Origin of the sequence: Vibrio comitans (genome assembly GCA_024346835.1) — a bacterium.
Classification (GTDB): Bacteria; Pseudomonadota; Gammaproteobacteria; order Enterobacterales; family Vibrionaceae; genus Vibrio; species Vibrio comitans.
This window is the reverse complement of record AP024866.1, coordinates 1,685,194-1,702,533: the sequence shown is the minus strand read 5'-3', so window position 1 is coordinate 1,702,533 and position 17,340 is coordinate 1,685,194. Positions and strand designations below refer to the sequence as shown.

Annotated in this window: 14 protein-coding genes and 8 tRNA genes; 19 read left to right on the top strand and 3 right to left on the bottom strand. The window is 44.7% G+C overall.

Annotation, left to right across the window (positions count from 1 at the left end):
- Window positions 1-121: 121 nt before the first annotated feature.
- From pgsA to nspC, 13 genes are all read left to right on the top strand, one after another.
- Window positions 122-676 (top strand): CDP-diacylglycerol--glycerol-3-phosphate 3-phosphatidyltransferase, encoded by a 555-nt coding sequence (gene pgsA, locus OCU46_RS07770; protein ID WP_141268233.1) that lies wholly within the window; start codon window positions 122-124, stop codon window positions 674-676.
- Between the two features lie 303 nt (window positions 677-979).
- Window positions 980-1,053, top strand: a tRNA-Cys gene (locus tag OCU46_RS07765).
- Between the two features lie 18 nt (window positions 1,054-1,071).
- Window positions 1,072-1,147 (top strand) — tRNA-Gly (locus tag OCU46_RS07760).
- Window positions 1,148-1,210: 63 nt separating this feature from the next.
- A tRNA-Leu gene (locus OCU46_RS07755) sits at window positions 1,211-1,297 on the top strand.
- A 25-nt stretch (window positions 1,298-1,322) separates the two neighbouring features.
- Window positions 1,323-1,398, top strand: a tRNA-Gly gene (locus OCU46_RS07750).
- A gap of 108 nt (window positions 1,399-1,506) precedes the next feature.
- Window positions 1,507-1,580: transfer RNA gene (locus tag OCU46_RS07745), tRNA-Cys, on the top strand.
- Between the two features lie 19 nt (window positions 1,581-1,599).
- Window positions 1,600-1,675, top strand: a tRNA-Gly gene (locus OCU46_RS07740).
- A 156-nt stretch (window positions 1,676-1,831) separates the two neighbouring features.
- Window positions 1,832-1,918 (top strand) — tRNA-Leu (locus tag OCU46_RS07735).
- An 8-nt stretch (window positions 1,919-1,926) separates the two neighbouring features.
- Window positions 1,927-2,002: transfer RNA gene (locus tag OCU46_RS07730), tRNA-Gly, on the top strand.
- Window positions 2,003-2,271: 269 nt separating this feature from the next.
- Window positions 2,272-3,117: a mechanosensitive ion channel family protein gene (locus tag OCU46_RS07725; RefSeq protein ID WP_141271479.1), complete on the top strand. Its 846-nt coding sequence runs from the start codon at window positions 2,272-2,274 to the stop codon at window positions 3,115-3,117.
- Between the two features lie 520 nt (window positions 3,118-3,637).
- The gene (locus tag OCU46_RS07720; protein WP_141271478.1) at window positions 3,638-6,529 is read left to right on the top strand and encodes a pyridoxal phosphate-dependent class III aminotransferase; all 2,892 of its coding nucleotides are present in this window, start codon (window positions 3,638-3,640) and stop codon (window positions 6,527-6,529) included.
- Between the two features lie 13 nt (window positions 6,530-6,542).
- Window positions 6,543-7,790, top strand: coding sequence for a carboxynorspermidine synthase (locus OCU46_RS07715; RefSeq protein WP_141271477.1), 1,248 nt, complete (start codon window positions 6,543-6,545; stop codon window positions 7,788-7,790).
- A 71-nt stretch (window positions 7,791-7,861) separates the two neighbouring features.
- Window positions 7,862-8,992, top strand: a complete 1,131-nt coding sequence (gene nspC, locus OCU46_RS07710) for a carboxynorspermidine decarboxylase (RefSeq protein ID WP_141271476.1) — start codon at window positions 7,862-7,864, stop codon at window positions 8,990-8,992.
- A 142-nt stretch (window positions 8,993-9,134) separates the two neighbouring features.
- On the opposite strand, the gene OCU46_RS07705 is transcribed toward nspC, so the two are convergent.
- A complete protein-coding gene (locus OCU46_RS07705) occupies window positions 9,135-9,443 on the bottom strand; it encodes a hypothetical protein (protein ID WP_141271475.1) in 309 nt (102 codons plus the stop codon).
- Window positions 9,444-9,918: 475 nt separating this feature from the next.
- Between OCU46_RS07705 and OCU46_RS07700 the strand changes: the two genes are divergently transcribed.
- From OCU46_RS07700 to OCU46_RS07690, 3 genes are all read left to right on the top strand, one after another.
- Window positions 9,919-11,616 carry a protein adenylyltransferase SelO family protein gene (locus OCU46_RS07700; protein WP_141271474.1) on the top strand — a complete coding sequence of 566 codons (1,698 nt, stop codon included), beginning with the start codon at window positions 9,919-9,921 and terminating at the stop codon, window positions 11,614-11,616.
- Between the two features lie 272 nt (window positions 11,617-11,888).
- On the top strand, window positions 11,889-12,173 hold the full coding sequence (locus OCU46_RS07695) for a GNAT family N-acetyltransferase (protein ID WP_141271473.1): 285 nt from the start codon (window positions 11,889-11,891) through the stop codon (window positions 12,171-12,173).
- A 247-nt stretch (window positions 12,174-12,420) separates the two neighbouring features.
- On the top strand, window positions 12,421-13,806 hold the full coding sequence (locus OCU46_RS07690; protein ID WP_141271472.1) for a c-type cytochrome: 1,386 nt from the start codon (window positions 12,421-12,423) through the stop codon (window positions 13,804-13,806).
- Window positions 13,807-13,926: 120 nt separating this feature from the next.
- Here the strand turns inward: OCU46_RS07690 and OCU46_RS07685 are convergent, their stop codons facing one another.
- Window positions 13,927-14,199, bottom strand: coding sequence for a hypothetical protein (locus OCU46_RS07685; protein WP_141271471.1), 273 nt, complete (start codon window positions 14,197-14,199; stop codon window positions 13,927-13,929).
- A gap of 281 nt (window positions 14,200-14,480) precedes the next feature.
- Between OCU46_RS07685 and OCU46_RS07680 the strand changes: the two genes are divergently transcribed.
- From OCU46_RS07680 to OCU46_RS07670, 3 genes are all read left to right on the top strand, one after another.
- Window positions 14,481-15,071 (top strand): uracil-DNA glycosylase family protein, encoded by a 591-nt coding sequence (locus OCU46_RS07680; RefSeq protein ID WP_141271470.1) that lies wholly within the window; start codon window positions 14,481-14,483, stop codon window positions 15,069-15,071.
- Window positions 15,072-15,230: 159 nt separating this feature from the next.
- Complete coding sequence (locus OCU46_RS07675) at window positions 15,231-16,031, top strand: Cof-type HAD-IIB family hydrolase (RefSeq protein WP_141271469.1); 801 nt, start codon at window positions 15,231-15,233, stop codon at window positions 16,029-16,031.
- Window positions 16,032-16,240: 209 nt separating this feature from the next.
- Entirely contained in the window at window positions 16,241-16,639 is a 399-nt protein-coding gene (locus tag OCU46_RS07670) for a helix-turn-helix domain-containing protein (RefSeq protein WP_141271468.1), read from the top strand.
- A 102-nt stretch (window positions 16,640-16,741) separates the two neighbouring features.
- On the opposite strand, the gene OCU46_RS07665 is transcribed toward OCU46_RS07670, so the two are convergent.
- On the bottom strand, window positions 16,742-17,254 hold the full coding sequence (locus OCU46_RS07665) for a glycine cleavage system transcriptional repressor (protein WP_141271467.1): 513 nt from the start codon (window positions 17,252-17,254) through the stop codon (window positions 16,742-16,744).
- Window positions 17,255-17,340: the final 86 nt, after the last annotated feature.

Below are 17,340 nucleotides of genomic sequence, written 5' to 3'. Positions count from 1 at the left end.
TTCTACAATCAAAAATTCTAACGCAGTCATCGAGTGTTTTAACAAGCTAGGATGACCAATTATTTAGTACGATTGGTAACAGATAAGCGCGTTGTTTTCACGTGCCTTCAGAGTAAATAAAATGCGATTGACTATCCCAAACATTCTTACCATGATCCGCTTATTCTTGATCCCAGTGTTTGTCATTGTGTTCTATTTACCAACTTCATGGGCGCCATTCACTGCAGCTATGGTGTTCTGGGTTGCTGGATTTACAGATTGGCTAGACGGCCTTGCCGCTCGTAAATTAGGACAGACTTCTCGCTTTGGCGCATTTTTAGATCCAGTCGCCGATAAAGTGATGGTAGCGACAGCGCTACTGCTAATTGCAGAACACTTCAATACGATTTGGATTACCGTTCCAGCAATTATTATGATTTCTAGAGAAATTATCATTTCTGCGCTAAGAGAGTGGATGGCAGAGATTGGTAAACGTTCTAGTGTAGCCGTATCCTGGGTAGGTAAAGTAAAGACATTCTCGCAAATGTTTGCGTTGTGGGTTCTTATCTGGCGCTACGACGATTGGATGGTATGGATTGGCTACTTGTCCTTGTATGTGGCAACAGTCCTCACTCTGTGGTCTATGGTGCAGTATTTAATGGCAGCCAAAGACGATCTGCTCCATTCAGAAGATTAAAATAGATTTTAGAAAACCAGCGAAAGCTGGTTTTTTTGTATTTGCGACAACCAATTGCAAATATTTTATGTCTAAGCGTCTTCACATCAACGCAAACAAAGAGTTAGTGAAAATTGCAGTGCAGAAAAATACGTCAAATTAAGCGTAATTTGACCAGTATTTGATACTTATCTAACCACTTGCATGCGGTTTGATTGTAAAGCGAGCAAACGAATCAAAATTATAAAAATTCTGTTGACTCAACGGGGTGAATCCGTAAAATGCCACCCCGTACCGAAGAGAAACATTCTTCAGTAACACAGAGGCGCCTTGGCAGAGTGGCTATGCAGCGGATTGCAAATCCGTGGACCTCGGTTCGACTCCGGGAGGCGCCTCCATTCTCTTAACGAGAATTTGCGACACTAGCTCAGTTGGTAGAGCGCAACCTTGCCAAGGTTGAGGTCACGAGTTCGAACCTCGTGTGTCGCTCCAAATATAAAGGATATGGCGTAAGCGGTATCTAAGATGGTGTCTCCATCGCAACAAGTTTTGCGTGCCCTGGTGGTGGAATTGGTAGACACAAGGGATTTAAAATCCCTCGGCGTTCGCGCTGTGCCGGTTCAAGTCCGGCCCGGGGCACCATCTAATTAGTTCGAAAGAACACAAAGCGACACTAGCTCAGTTGGTAGAGCGCAACCTTGCCAAGGTTGAGGTCACGAGTTCGAACCTCGTGTGTCGCTCCAAAAAATTAGGAACGTTCGACTCAGTCACGAGGAACCTCGTGCCCAGTCTGGTCGAGACGCTCCAACAAATTATAGCTCTAAGTTAAATGCTTACAGCTCACAGAATATGGCGCCTTGGCAGAGTGGCTATGCAGCGGATTGCAAATCCGTGGACCTCGGTTCGACTCCGGGAGGCGCCTCCATATTTCTATACGAAAGAATGCGACACTAGCTCAGTTGGTAGAGCGCAACCTTGCCAAGGTTGAGGTCACGAGTTCGAACCTCGTGTGTCGCTCCAAGTTTTGGCTTGATAAGGCCCAAAACGAGGAACCTCGTGCCCAGCCGGTCGCGTCGCTCCAAGCTTTCAATAATACCAAATAAAACTTATAGCAGTCAGCTTTAAGCTATCAGCTGTAAGAAGATGGTGTCTTACCCATCGCAACAAGTTTTGCGTGCCCTGGTGGTGGAATTGGTAGACACAAGGGATTTAAAATCCCTCGGCGTTCGCGCTGTGCCGGTTCAAGTCCGGCCCGGGGCACCATCTATTATGCGACACTAGCTCAGTTGGTAGAGCGCAACCTTGCCAAGGTTGAGGTCACGAGTTCGAACCTCGTGTGTCGCTCCAAAATTTAGAATTGATGAGACCAAATACGAGGAACCTCGTACCCAACTGATCGCGTCACTCCAAATTAAGAAGCCCTAGCAGAAATGCTAGGGCTTTTTTGGTTTTTATATCCCAAGTCTATAGATAGAAGGCTCTATTTCTCTACTCACCTCAACAGAGTTCAAGAAAGTTACCGCTGAGCCTTTAACTACGCGTTAAAGTGTTTATTATCCGTAATATGAATAGATTCTTTATCCTCTGTCACTTATTCACTTATCTGGGAGCGACTCATGGAGAGATTGCAGCCAATTGTCGATTTTCTTCTTACTTATAAAAGTATTTTCAGTGCACTAATTTTACTCGTCATTTGGTTATTGCGTCGCTCTTTATTGTCTTTGATTCGTGGTAAAGATGCTTTTATCTCAGAAAAGCAGCGCAATTGGATGTCAAAGACTAAGAATGGCAGTTTTGCGTTTACCCTGATTATTCTGTTTATCTTGTGGCAATCTGAAATCAATCAGTTTGCGTTAAGTGTTACTGCTATTGCCGTGGCTATCGTTGTGGCATCTAAGGAGATCATTCTCTGCTTTACTGGCTCAATTCAACGAGCCAGCTCACGCTCATTTCGTATCGGCGATTGGATTGAAGTGGGTAAGTTAAGTGGAGAGGTGATAGAGCACAATATGATGGCGACAGTGATTCAAGAGATCGACCTTCATCATGGGCAATATCATTACACGGGTAAGACAGCGACACTGCCAAATAGCATGTTCTTTACCTATCCAGTGAAAAACCTCAACTTCATGAAGCGCTATGTTTATCATAACTTCTCAATTGTGGTGAAAGACTTTGTTAACTTATATCCGATGCTTCCTGAATTAACAGAAAAGATTGAAGAACATTGTGCGTATTTTAGTGAGGTTGCTATTCGCTATAACGCGATGATCGAGAAGCATGCGGGCTTAGATTTGCCGGGAGCAGAGCCACACATTCACATTACCAGTAACATTAATGCGGAGCAGATTGTCCACTACATGATTTTTTGCCCAACGGATAAAGCGAATCATCTAGAAAACCTGATTCGTAAAGATTTCATGGACATGTATGAGCAGCGTTTTCCAATAAAAACGGACTGATAAAATCGCAATATCTTCGGGCCTCAGTTTTAATGCTGGGGCTTTTTTATGCGCGAAATAGCCATTTGAATTTCATGTAATACTTTGAAATATATCTGCGGTTATAAATCGCACATTTTGCTTGTTTACTGTTGCTAAGATCACGTTTTCTTGCTAAATTCCCGCGCAATCTCAGAACACTCTGAGGGACACGCGTAATAAGCATTCAAGCTGATTGTGATATTACGTAGGGTAGGTATCAAACGGCCTTCGTTTGATAGATGGGAATAAGATGCCGAAGATGGCATTGAGAAAGGCACCCAACATGTATCATCAATCTAATTTGACAATCAGCTTCGTTCTACCGGCTTACACTATTATTACTGAGCCTTGATCCGTCACATCTGACAGTTCATCCCCTTTAAATACTATTTCCTAAGCATCCTTTTTATTTAGTGATGTTTGCGTACTATATACCCGTAATGTCAGTCTGTTGTTCTCATAATGAACAAGGGCCCATTACTCTAATTTAGGTAAATCTATGAGCTCTGCATTTGAATTTGAGATGGCAGCCACTAACGCTGTTTTTTCAAGTGATGTTCCTGTTGTTGAAGGCACCTATGACCTAACACCAGATCAAATGTTAATTGACCAAGCTGAGCACGAATCTGAGGTTCGTTCTTATCCACGTCGTCTCCCTCTGGCTATCAAACGTGCTTATGGTGCGTTAGTAGAAGATACACGCGGCCAAATGTTTTTGGACTGTTTGGCAGGTGCGGGCACGCTAGCCTTGGGATATAACCACCCTGAGATTAATCAAGCGTTGAAAGAGCAACTAGAAAGTGGCTTGCCGTATCAAACACTGGATATTACGACTCAGGCTAAAGATACCTTTATTAAGCGAGTAAAAGCGTTTCTTCCGGAAGAGTTTTCTAAGAACTCTGCGATTCAGTTCTGTGGCCCTTCAGGTGCAGATGCTGTGGAAGCCGCGATTAAGTTGGCTAAGCAGACTACAGGCCGTAATACCGTATTTGCATTTCGAGGCGCCTACCATGGCATGACCAACGGTACTATGGGTATGATGGGTAACCTTGGTACTAAAGCACGTCGTACTGGACTCATGTCCGATGTTCACTTTATGCCGTTCCCGTATAGCCTACGTTGTCCATTTGGTCTTGGCGGTGATGCAGGTGCTAAAGCGAGCATTCGTTACATTGAGCGTCTTCTTTGTGACGATGAAGCCGGCATCATGAAGCCAGCAGCTATCTTCGTTGAACCTGTTCAAGGTGAAGGCGGCGTTATTCCAGCACCAGCATTTTGGTTACGTGAACTACGCCGTATCTGTGATGAACACAATATCCTTTTGGTGCTGGATGAAATTCAGTGTGGCGTTGGTAAAACAGGTTACCGCTTTGCATTTGAAGAAGCGGGCATTTCTCCTGACATCCTATGCCTATCTAAGGCAATTGGTGGCGGCCTTCCGATGTCTCTACTTGTATTCAAGAAAGAGAACGACACATGGAATGCGGGTGAGCATACCGGCACTTTCCGTGGAAACCAATTAGCAATGGTATCGGGCGCTAAGGCGCTAGAGATCATTGAGCGTGATGGCTTAGTGGAACACGCGGCAAAAGCAGGCCAGTACCTAAGAGAAGGTCTTGAAGCGATTCAACGTCGTGTTAACTGTATTGCGGAAGTACGTGGTAAAGGCTTGATGCTTGGCGTCGAGATTGTTAAGCCAAGTGGTGAGTGTAATAAGTTTGGCGAGCGTGTTGCTGATGGAGAGCTTACTCTTGCGATTCAACGAGCGGCGCTCGAGCGTGGCTTGATGGTTGAAAAGGGTGGTCGTGATGGTAGTGTGATTCGTTTCTTGCCACCAATCATTATCTCTTACGCGCAGATTGATTTTGCTCTTAAAACCATGGAGCAAGCTATCCTTGCTGCGGGTGGTTCTTTAAACGATCCTGAGCCAACCAACAAACAGTGGCAAAAGCACTTTATTCATACTGGCGCGCAGGGCGCAGATGAGTTTGCCAATGTCATGCATCACACTGTAGATGCAATGAAGTCTGTATTTGAAGCGGTAGATAAGCCGTACTCAGGTATGGACCCGAAAGCGCTAGAAGCTCAGATTAACAAGGTCAACCTAGACTCTGGAAATCAAGATCTAACTGAAGTCATCAGTGATGCTTCAGACTTGATTGCCAAGAACTCGATAATGGTTCAGCACCCTAACTGTATTGCGCACCTTCATACTCCACCTCTAATGCCAGCAGTTGCAGCAGAGGCGATGATTGCGGGTCTTAACCAGTCAATGGATTCATGGGATCAAGCTTCTGCAGCGACTTATGTTGAGCAGAAAGTGGTGGATTGGCTTTGTGAGCAATATCAGATGGGCGAAAACTCAGATGGTGTATTCACCAGTGGTGGCACTCAGAGTAACCAAATGGGCCTACTACTTGCACGTGACTGGTTTGCTGATATTACCAGCAAGCACTCCATCCAAAAGCTAGGTAATCCAGATTACGCAGATAAGCTTCGTATCATCTGCTCAGATAAATCTCATTTTACCGTGCAAAAATCTGCAGCTTGGATGGGGCTTGGTGAAAAGTCAGTGATCTGCGTGAACACCTTTGACGACGGCACAATGGATACTGAAGCTCTTGCTGAGACCATTGCCAACGCAAAGGCCGAAGGCTTAATGCCGTTTGCTGTTGTAGCAACGGCAGGCTCTACGGATCATGGCGCGATCGATGATATTGAAGTGATGGCAAGCATTGCGCAGCGAGAAAACCTTTGGCTTCACGTTGATGGTGCTTATGGCGGGGCTCTTATCTTGAGCAGCCATAAAGATCGTCTAAAAGGCATAGAGAAAGCAGATTCAGTATCTGTGGATTTCCATAAGCTGTTCTATCAAACAATCAGCTGCGGTTCGTTGTTGGTTAAAGACAAAGCCAACTTTGATTATCTGTTACACCATGCCGACTACCTGAACCGTGAGCACGATGAGCTACCAAACCTTGTAGACAAAACAATGGCGACCACTAAGCGATTTGATGCGCTTAAGGTGTATATGACCATGCAAAATGTTGGCCCTAAAGCGCTAGGTGCAATGTACGATCACCTGCTAGAACAAACTCAGCAAGTGGCGAAGATGGTACAAGAGCATGGGATGTTTGAGCTGTTGGCGGATCCTGCATTGTCGACCGTCTTGTTCCGTTGCAAGCACTTGGATGCATCTCGTCTAGACAAACTAAATCAAAAAGTACGTATCGAAGCCTTAGTTCGTGGCGTAGCGGTCTTGGGCGAAACGGTGGTAAATGGCCACTCAGCGCTGAAATTTACAATTTTGAATCCGTGTCTGACTCTGTCAGATTTCGAAATACTATTAAATGACATTGATAAGCTAGCGGTAGAGCTAGCGGCACAATAAAGGAAAGAAACAAATGGCAGTTTTGCAAATTGGTGCAGGTGGTGTTGGTTGGGTTGTTGCGCATAAAGCAGCACAAAACAACGATGTATTGGGTGACATCACTATCGCTTCTCGTACCGTCGCTAAATGTGACAAGATTATTGAATCGATCAAGGGTAAAAATAACCTTAAAGATCCTTCTAAGAAACTTGAGTCTCGCTCTGTTGATGCTGACGATGTTGCTGCTCTTGTTGCGCTTATCAATGAGGTAAAACCAGACCTAGTGATCAATGCTGGTCCTCCTTGGGTAAACATCACTATCATGGAAGCGTGTCTACAAGCTAAGGTATCTTACTTAGATACTTCTGTAGCGGTTGATCTTTGTTCAGAAGGCCAGCAGGTTCCTCAAGCGTACGATTGGCAGTGGGGCTTCCGTGACAAGTTCAAAGAAGCAGGTATCACTGGCATTCTTGGTGCTGGTTTCGATCCAGGCGTAGTAAGCGTATTTGCTGCTCACGCTGTGAAGCACCTATTTGATGAAATCGACACTATCGATGTGATGGATGTAAATGCTGGCGACCATGGTAAGAAGTTCGCAACTAACTTTGACCCAGAAACGAACATGCTTGAGATCCAAGGCGATTCTTTCTACTGGGAAGATGGCGAATGGAAACAAGTAGGCTGTCATGAGCGCATGTTTGAGTTCGATTTTCCGCTAGTAGGCAAGCACAAGGTTTACTCTATGGCGCATGATGAAGTGCGTTCTATGCAAGAGTTCATCCCTGCAAAGCGTATTGAATTTTGGATGGGCTTCGGTGATGCATACTTGAACTACTTCAACTGCATGCGTGATATCGGTCTGCTTAGCCCAGATCCGCTAACCCTACATGATGGTACGGTTGTACAGCCGCTACATGTTCTTAAAGCATTACTACCAGACCCAACGTCACTAGCACCGGGTTACACAGGTAAAACCTGTATTGGTACTTGGGTTCGCGGTACTAAAGATGGTAAACCGCGCGGCGTATTCATCTACAACAACGCAGATCATGAAGTGGCATATGAAGACGTAGAGCACCAAGCTATCTCTTACACTACTGGCGTTCCTGCAATCACCGCTGCACTGCAATACTTCCGTGGTAAGTGGGCAGAAGCTGGCGTGTTTAACATGGAGCAGCTAGACCCAGACCCGTTCCTAGAGACAATGCCTGAGATTGGTTTAGATTGGCACGTTCAAGAGCTAGATCCAGAGCAAGCACCAGATATTCAAATCTTGAAATAATCCTGCAAATATAACTCTATTAAAAGCCGGTTCTAATACCGGCTTTGTTCGGTTAAAAAGTTAGAGAAACTATGAATCATTCTGAACTGCAAACTCCTTACTTCATGATTGATGAGGAAAAGCTGATTCGCAATCTAGAAACAGCCCAAAAATTGAAAGAGCTGTCTGGTGTAAAACTGGTATTAGCACTGAAATGCTTTTCTACTTGGGGCGTGTTTGACATCATCAAGCCTTACCTTGACGGGACGACCAGCAGTGGTCCTTATGAGGTGAAATTGGGCTACGAAACCTTTGGTGGTGAAACGCATGCTTACAGCGTTGGTTACACTGAGCAAGACGTACTTGAAGTGGCTGATATTGCTGACAAGCTTATCTTTAACTCCCAGAGTCAACTTGCCCACTATCGTCATTTAGTTGAAGGAAAAGCCTCCCTAGGCCTGCGCCTCAACCCTGGTGTTAGCGTTGCGGGGCAAGACCTAGCTAACCCAGCTCGTAAATACTCTCGCCTTGGTGTACAAGCCTCTAAAATAGATCCTCAAGTGTTTGATGCATTGGAAGGCGTGATGTTCCACATGAACTGTGAGAACAAAAGTGCGGATTCATTTATCAAGTTACTCGATTCGATCTCAGCGCAGTTTGGCCAGTACTTAGATAAAATGCAGTGGGTAAGCTTAGGTGGCGGTGTTTTCTTTACTTGGCCTGGGTATGAGTTAGAAAAACTAGCTGAAGCTCTAAAAGCCTTTTCTGATAAGCACGGTGTTCAGTTATACCTTGAACCAGGTGAAGCCATCATTACTAAGACCACTGATTTAGTGGTAACCGTGGTTGATATCGTAGAGAACGAAAAGAAGACCGCGATTGTTGATTCTGCGACAGAGGCACATCGCTTAGATACGCTTATCTATGATGAACCAGCATCTATTCTTGAAGCTACTGAAGGCGCAAAACATCACTATGTAATTGGTTCTTGCTCTTGTCTTGCAGGCGATCAGTTCTGCGAAACTCAATTTGATAATCCACTAGAAATAGGCCAGCGCTTGCACATTATGGATAGTGCAGGTTATACCATGGTAAAACTAAACTGGTTTAATGGTATTAAAATGCCGTCGATCTATTGCCAGCGCGCAAGCGGGGAAGTGGTTAAACTAAACGAATTTGATTACTCTGACTTTAAGCGCTCTCTGTCACAGTGGTCAGTATGATTTAGCTTCTAGTCGGGTAGGAAGAGCTGATAATTGGCTTTAAAACTATGATGAAGGTCTAGCTATTTGCTAGACCTTTGTTCTATTAGGCGTGCTAAAAAACTCGTTAGTGAAGTTGAGCTTCCAGCGGGGTGTGGCTCATTTACACGAAACCGCCGCCTCCAGGACGCTCACTAGGGTCGTCCCAGTCATAACCGCCCCCTCCAGAACGTTCGCTTGGATCTTCCCATTGATACCCAGTTGTTGATTTCTCTGTAGGGTTTACTAGCGCAAAACATCCTCCAGTTTTCTCGCTTGGGTCTTCCCAGGTATAGCCGCTGTCTTTCTCTTCATGGTCGCTGCATGAGTAGGAGCTATGTGGGTTTATCTGCGGGGAAGTGTTGCTATTCTTAGCAAGTGCAACCGGAGCAATGAACAGAGACGTTATCAGTAGAGTACATAAAGTTTTCATTGTTTCACCTATATAGCTTTTTTCTCAATGCCTTAATTACATTCCCTGTCGAAATAGAATTTCCTCATGGCCGAGAACAACCATTGCAAATGGCTTTGTATCAGCGTTCATCCCAATTGGGATTGTTAATGGGCAGAAAATGCGTTGTGTTGTTAGCGGTTAGAACATAGCGTGGTGTTAACTACCCCGAACTAAACCTAACATAGATGTTTTACGGGGGATTAGCCTAGTTGGATTAGATATTATTGCCTGCATTGCCATGAGATGGTTACAAGCGAAGTCGCTTTTGCAGCCTAACCAACGAGCTTTGTTACTCTGCGCCGTTAGCTTTTTGCTTTTGCGATGAGTAAGTGGGAATCGCTATGTCAGTGCACTATCATCGATAATTAGTTGAACACAGATGATGTCTTTGCAGTTATGTAGACGTATCATTGCCGATAGTTTTGATTTGGATGCATTACATGGAGACGACGCGATGAGTAACAAGGTAACTAAGGAAGCCCAAGTCTGCATTTTCAATCTTGACGACTTGGCGGAGGTGGCGAGCTACTCTCTGTTGGATAATCTGACCCCTGATCCAGAAGCCACTCCAGATGGTATTGACCATTATCCTCGGCAAGTATTTTCTGGTCACTATGTCCCTGTTAAGCCAACGCCAATCGCAGACCCCGTTTATGTAGGCCATAGTCACGAATTCTTCAAAGAGCTAGGGCTAGATGATAGCTTAGCGATTGCTCCTGATTTCGGGCGCTTCTTCTCTGGCAATATGGATCACCTGCCTGCGCCTATGCGAGATGTGGGATGGGCCACAGGCTATGCACTCTCAATCTTCGGTACAGAGTATATTCAGCAATGTCCTTTTCAGACTGGCAATGGCTATGGCGATGGGCGGGCGATCTCTGTGTTTGAGGGCGTATTTAACAATAGAAGATGGGAAATGCAGCTCAAAGGTGCTGGTCCGACACCGTATTGCCGAGGTGCGGATGGCAGAGCGGTGCTCCGTTCGAGCGTACGTGAGTTTCTTGTTCAGGAGTATATGCATGCATTGGGTGTAGAGAGTACTCGCTCTTTGAGCTTGTTCTCCTCGCGATCAGAGACAGTGGATCGCCCATGGTACAGTGAAGGATCTCAGTCAGAAAATCCAGATATTATGGCTGCCAATCCTGTGGCGATTACGACGCGTGTAGCGCCGTCGTTTCTGAGGGTAGGCCAGTTGGAGTTGTTTAGTCGAAGAGCGCGTATAAATGAGCATCCCAATGCGATGTCAGAGCTTGAGATGATGGCGCTACACATTATAGAGCGTGAATATAGCGAGCAAATAGATAGCGAACTGCCACTCACAGAAAAGCTGCTTACACTTGCATCAGAGTTTAGAGCACGCCTAACCACCTTGGTGACTCAGTGGCTTAGAGTTGGATATTGTCAGGGTAACTTTAATAGCGATAACTGCTCTGTCGGGGGAATTACCTTAGATTACGGCCCGTTCGGATTCTGCGAGTATTTTGACCCTTATTTTCAACCTTGGACTGGTGGTGGACGCCACTTCTCTTTCTTTAATCAGCCCCTAGCTGCTGAGAAGAACTATGAAACATTTTGTGGCGCTCTTAAGCCGCTACTTAATGAAAAATCAAGAGCAAAACTAGACTGTCTAGTTGAGGGGTTTTCTTCGGTCATGAGAGAGAAATCCAATAAGATGTGGGCTGAAAAACTTGGGCTGGAAACTCTGGATATAGAGTTGTTTAACCAACTCTTAGCCTTAATGATGAAAACCCACGTCGACTACACCCTGTTTTTTCGCCAACTCTCGAACATGCCTAAAGCGGTATCTGATTTAGCCTTAGGCTTTTATGCCAAACCTGGCGAGGAGCTTATTGATGAGTGGGCGCTGTGGCTAAATGCTTGGAGAGAGCGACTCGATCCCAATGTGGATATGGCCGAGATTTCACGCCGAATGAAGCAGGTAAACCCTAAATACACTTGGCGAGAGTGGTTAATCGTTCCTGCCTACGAACTAGCACAGAAGGGTGATTTTTCGCTGATTTATGAGCTGCAACAGGTATTCGCCAACCCTTATGAGGAGCAATCTGAACAGATGGAAGAGAAATACTATCGATTGAGGCCACTAAAGTATTTCTCCGCTGGTGGAGTGTCTCACTATAGCTGTTCTTCTTGAATGGAAACTAAATGTTATCGCCGTTACCAAAGTTCTGGTATTAGCAATACACCTTGATCAGGCTGCAGCTCTATAGTCGATCATCGGAACCTCAAAATGTGTAAAGGCGTTTGATAAAACTGAACTTTGGTAACGGCGTGAATAAATGGACAGGCACTTAAGCGATCCTAACATCGGTTTTCAAACTATTGTCAAAGGTCTTCCTTTCGAGCTGGACCTTTGATCTATTTGCGATGCTCAAATAAGATTGCTCGAATGGTATCTACAATCGTATGGAGAGGGCTACGTTGATAAACGATAAAGAAAATCAACAGTTTCGAGTATCCCTAGGAGGGGATTACTTTGCTGTAGCGAAATACTCACTGCAAGGCAATGTGATGACAATTTATTCCACTCGGGTTCCTGATGAGTTGCAAGGAAAGGGTTACGGAAAAGTCATGATGGAAGCGATCTTACCTGAGATCGAGAAGCAGGGTTTTAAGGTGATACCGACTTGCAGCTACGTCGCACACTACCTGAATCGAAACAATCAATGGCAGCACCTGCTGCTGGAATAAACTACACAATGTAGCGCCTGATACTACCCTTCATTCTTTGTTTTTGATCATTCTGTAGAGCCTAGTTTTATTTTTGTCTCGTGTGAATCACAGCGTTAATATCCTTGTAGGATATTCATGTTGGACATTGCGTAAAGCTATGTAAAAAATATGTCGAATAACCTTGTAAACGCATAATCTACATATTCAAATACCGAGAAAAACAGGGGTAGCAAGGATGCGAATATTTAGAATCACGATGGGTCTTATGTTACTGACCCTCCTGTCCACTGCATCCGCTGAAGATAGTCAAGCCGTTCGAGACATCTCAAAGTATCAAGTGGATGAAAAAGCGCTAACCGATGCTGTTGCCTCTCGTACCCTGTCTTGGTTAACTGGAAGCTCTTCTAGCAACGATTACATTTCTGTCGGCCGCACGGCCAATTATTTTGGTTTTGTCGCTTTGCGTGTGGCTAGTGGTCACAGCTTATCGAGAAGTCAGATTGCTAAGCAAACCTTGTCTGTGCTTGACTCTAAGCAACGTTCAGTCTTGATATCGTTAGTAGAACAACAAAAAGCCCCTTTTGAACAGGCCTCTAACAGTCGATTGGCGATGAATAGGGCACTTGAAGCACTGTTAGTGGGTGAGGGTGTCTCAAAGGAAGAGTTCATTGTGTTAGGCCAAGCCTATGGCGAGAATGAGGCCGAGATTGGCGAGTTGATAGCTCAAACCTTTGGTCAAATCATTCAATCACTATCCAGTGAGCAGAAACAGCAACTTGCAGCCATTCGAGAGGCTCACCTTCAAGGGAAAGGGCAGGCTCTCTCTTTTGGCAACGGCAATCCAAAGATTAAACTCGCTAAGGAAGACAAGAAGGAGTTGGTAAACCTCGCCGCTCGCTTATTAAGTTGGGCTACCGGAGATGAGGCCTTCAATGACTTTGAGGTTGTTGGCAAGCCGAGTCAACACTTTGGCTTTGTTAGTCTGAGGTTGGCTTCGAATCATGGCGTCAAGCGCGGTCAAGTAGCGAAAGAGGTGATGTCTCTGCTGACAGAGGAACAAAGAGAGACATTAGCGATGTCGGCGAAAAACAACATTGTCGATTTCGAGCAATTCTTAGAGCAACGTGCAAAATTGATGAGAAGCCTAGAGGTCGCTCAAAGGGGCGATGTCATTGACAGTAAAAAAGTAGCTTACTTTGGTCGAGAGGTTGGACAGATCGAGGCAAAAATGACCTGGGATCAGGCGACAGCAATGCTAAGCGTTAGATCGTCCTTATCTGACAAGCAGTCTCAAGCCTTGCTTGCTCTTCGCAGTAAATATACAGCGAGTGGTGAAAAGGCATTAGCGAAAAATAGCCTTGATAGAGGTCGCCAATTGTATGCGCAATGTGCTTTGTGCCATTTAAGTCAATCTGCACCGAGTCTAGAGTCGATTGTTGGTCGAAAAGTCGCTTCAGACAACCTTTATAAAAATTACTCATCAGCGATTAAAGGGTTTGCCACTGACTACCCTATCTGGACAGAATCTTTGTTGAGTGAATTTATCGAATCGCCTAAAAGTCGGGTCCCGGGGACCTATATGGGCTATCGAGGAATGACTAGTGATGCAGAGCGAGACGCTCTCATCGGTTACTTGAAGACGCTAAAATAGAACCCGAATTTGGCACAGTAAAGTGCGATACCTTTAGCTCCAATTATCGGAGCTAAAGGGCTTTTGGTAGCAGTGGCTTTGGCAGATAAATCAATATAGCCAAATAGAACATCAAAGTGGTTAACCCCTGTGGTACCCGCCACCGGTTCTTTCACTTGGGTCTTCCCACGTGTAACCACCGCCGGTTCGCTCGCTCGGGTCTTCCCAGGTGTAGCCGCCACCAGTTCGTTCGCTTGGGTCTTCCCAAGCACGACCGCCGCCGGGTCTTTCACTCGGATCATCCCAGGTATAACCGTTTCCAGAACCCAAGTTGGCACTAAAATTAATGCTCGATGCAAGCGCGACAGGCGCGACGAAAAGAGAAGTCAAAAGAAGAGTAGTTAGAATTTTCATGGTTTCACCTATGTAGTAGTTGCTCTTGATAGCTGAACCGCATTCCCTGTCGACGTGAAAATTATTGCGTTCAAAACAAGAGACCCTATTACCAAAATAAAAATTTCAGCCTTTTTGCAAAGGATGCATAACGAGTCTCAAGTAAGTTTTTCACTGGGGAAGTAATCAACGACATTGTCGGTTGTGTGGGCAAGTGCAATGGATTATGTTTTACGGTATCTATGGCTCCTCGTTTGACGGATATGGAGCTTTAGCACCCGTTTTTTTGATAGGGATTTATGGTGAGTCGATTTTCTCGATTATTAGCTGAAGTAGAGTCCTGCGCGCTTTGCAGTGAACATCTGCCGCTGGGCCCTAGGCCCGTAGTGCAGATGCACCCAGAGGCAAGGATTCTTATTGCGGGCCAAGCCCCTGGAAAGCGAGTGCATGATACCGGCGTTCCATTTAATGATCCTAGTGGTGATCGTTTACGTGACTGGATGGGGATTTCAAAGGATGTATTCTATGATGCAAAACAGATCGCTCTGCTGCCTATGGGCTTTTGTTATCCGGGTACTGGCAAGTCAGGCGATTTACCACCGAGGCGAGAGTGCGCACTGAGATGGCGCGAACAGTTATTGGCAGAGCTTCCCAATATAGAACTAACATTGGTACTAGGTAAATACGCTCAGAACTATCACTTTGGTAAAACGAATCTCTCACTGACCACATTGGTTAGTGAATGGAAAAATCATTGGCCTGAAAAGGTTCCCTTACCGCACCCAAGTCCAAGAAATAACATCTGGCTTAAGAAAAATCCTTGGTTTGAGAAAGAGCTAATACCGCGATTGCAAACTAGGGTAGATGAGGTCTTATCAAAGTCGGAGAATTAGTGGGACTCAATGTGGCAAGTGTGTTTTCAGTTTACCAGCATCAAACTCCTTATGGTCAAACAGCAATGGCTCAGTAAACTAGTTCTTTTTTGATATCATTTACCCGAAACTTTAGGTACTTTGTAGGCATCTTCTAGATGATTCTTGGTAAATTTCTTCATGTCCCAATCTCAAGTTAAATTTATTGCTGCCGATATGGATGGCACGCTGCTTGATGAAAACAGTCAACTCAATCCTGAATTCTTCGACATATTTGAAAAGCTTTACGACAAGGGGATTACCTTTGCTGCTGCATCTGGTCGTCAGTATTACAGCTTGATTGATATGTTCGCACCAGTAAAAGACCGTATGATGTTCATCGCTGAAAATGGCACTATGGTGATGCATTTAGGTCAAGAGCTATACAGCTGTGAAATTGATACGCCAAGTGTAAAAGAGATCATAAAATCGGTTCGTGCAATTGAAGGCACGTTTGTGGTTTTGTGTGGTAAACAGTCAGCTTATATTGAGACAGAAGACCAGCAAGCCTTGAACGAAATAAAGAAATACTATCATCGATGCCAATACGTCAACGACCTTCTCGCTGTTGATGAGGAATTCATCAAGGTGGCAATCCTTAATTTTGGCGGCTCAGAAGAACTTGTTTACCCCAGCTTTAGTGAAAAGTTTGCCCAGTCACATCAAGTCGTAGTGAGTGCAAAGGTTTGGTTGGATGTAATGAATAAAGAGGCTTCCAAGGGCGCTGCGATTAAACATTTACAAAACACCTTAGGGTTTACCTTCGAGCAAACAATGAGCTTCGGCGACTACCTCAATGATCTAGAAATGCTCGAGGAGAGTTATCACTCTTATGCAATGGAAAATGCCCACCCAAAAATCAAACAGGTTGCCCGTTTTTCTGCACCAAGTAATAAAGATGCGGGAGTTTTGACCACGATTAAAGAGAAAGTACTGCGATAAGTTACTTTTTCGCTCGGTTGCCATATCTAGAAAACGTTAGAAGAGCAGTTGATCTGCTCTTTTTTGATCTTGGCTAGAGTGTTGAAGATTGTGAAGTAGAATAACGGTAATTCCCTGTTCTATTTCATATGCGCGGAAATATTTCACAACAACATAGTTGCCCCTGCTCAATTTCGCTACGGTGAGAATACTAAATTGAGGTAGCAATTATGAGCAAAATTGATCGGGCTCTGGAATACGTAAACAAACATTATTTGAGTCACATTACTGCAGACGAGGTCGCCAATCACTGTGGGTGTTCAGTTTTCTATCTGCCTAAACTATTTCGAAATCATATGGATATGTCTTATCAGGATTATCTTACTTTCAAGCGTATCGAACATGCTAAGACGCTGTTAACTAGGCCAGGGTTTTGCAAGATAGCGGCTGTTGCCTATGAGTCGGGTTTTGTTGATGACACTTACTTTTGTCGAATTTTTAAAAAGAAAACAGGCCTAACTCCGACGCAGTATCGCAGGCAGTATCTTGAGATTCAAAAGCGGGAACAAGAAGTTTATTCAGGGCGAGATAAGAGAGTATTACAAGCGTTCATGTTAGATGAAGTGTGATATAACGCGGTAGGTTGAGTTGAACCCTAGAAATAATAAAGCTCGCCTAGTAAGCGAGCTTTAAAGGTTTTGGCTAGATAGTCACGAGGCGATCGTTGCCTTTCAAGCTTCTATGACGACTCTAGTGTCTTCGCTTAAAGATTCCAATTCTCTTGTGACATCTTCAACAGCAAGTTCTGCTGGAAGTTTCAGTGCAAGCTCTGCGGTAAACAGGCTTGAACTGACACCGCCACCACCGGCCAAGAATACGCGATGACAATCCATATCCAAGATACTGATGCCTTGCCCGTCCAATACTTGAGTGATCTCATTGACGATACCGGCTCTATCATTGGAGTCGACTCTTAGGCTAAAGATTTCTTCTTTGTCATGCAGCGACGCATCAGCACTGGTGAACTGACAAACCAGCGCTTCGGTATTTTTGAACGCACTTTTGACGACTTCTTCGTTTTCGCTAGGTAGATCCACTTTGATCACACCTGCTACTTGGTGGTCAATAAAGTTTACTTTACTGATCAGCCACTTGCCCCCGTTTTCATGAGTGATTGCGGAGAGGCGCTTAATCGTCGATGGCGACGCAGTGCCGATGAAGTTCACGATAAAGGTAGTATGCATGGTGTTTCCCTCCACAGTTTTGATAAGTCTATGAAAATCAAAACTAAATGATTGATATCTCTAGTTTAGAAAACATTAGTTCTTCT

Bases quoted from the DNA above. Each gene is read 5' to 3' on its own strand.
- pgsA (WP_141268233.1), top strand. From the start codon at position 122: ATGCGATTGACTATCCCAAACATTCTTACCATGATCCGCTTATTCTTG.
- OCU46_RS07725 (WP_141271479.1), top strand. From the start codon at position 2,272: ATGGAGAGATTGCAGCCAATTGTCGATTTTCTTCTTACTTATAAAAGT.
- OCU46_RS07720 (WP_141271478.1), top strand. From the start codon at position 3,638: ATGAGCTCTGCATTTGAATTTGAGATGGCAGCCACTAACGCTGTTTTT.
- OCU46_RS07715 (WP_141271477.1), top strand. From the start codon at position 6,543: ATGGCAGTTTTGCAAATTGGTGCAGGTGGTGTTGGTTGGGTTGTTGCG.
- nspC (WP_141271476.1), top strand. From the start codon at position 7,862: ATGAATCATTCTGAACTGCAAACTCCTTACTTCATGATTGATGAGGAA.
- OCU46_RS07705 (WP_141271475.1), bottom strand. From the start codon at position 9,443: ATGAAAACTTTATGTACTCTACTGATAACGTCTCTGTTCATTGCTCCG.
- OCU46_RS07700 (WP_141271474.1), top strand. From the start codon at position 9,919: ATGAGTAACAAGGTAACTAAGGAAGCCCAAGTCTGCATTTTCAATCTT.
- OCU46_RS07695 (WP_141271473.1), top strand. From the start codon at position 11,889: ATGGAGAGGGCTACGTTGATAAACGATAAAGAAAATCAACAGTTTCGA.
- OCU46_RS07690 (WP_141271472.1), top strand. From the start codon at position 12,421: ATGTTACTGACCCTCCTGTCCACTGCATCCGCTGAAGATAGTCAAGCC.
- OCU46_RS07685 (WP_141271471.1), bottom strand. From the start codon at position 14,199: ATGAAAATTCTAACTACTCTTCTTTTGACTTCTCTTTTCGTCGCGCCT.
- OCU46_RS07675 (WP_141271469.1), top strand. From the start codon at position 15,231: ATGTCCCAATCTCAAGTTAAATTTATTGCTGCCGATATGGATGGCACG.
- OCU46_RS07670 (WP_141271468.1), top strand. From the start codon at position 16,241: ATGAGCAAAATTGATCGGGCTCTGGAATACGTAAACAAACATTATTTG.
- OCU46_RS07665 (WP_141271467.1), bottom strand. From the start codon at position 17,254: ATGCATACTACCTTTATCGTGAACTTCATCGGCACTGCGTCGCCATCG.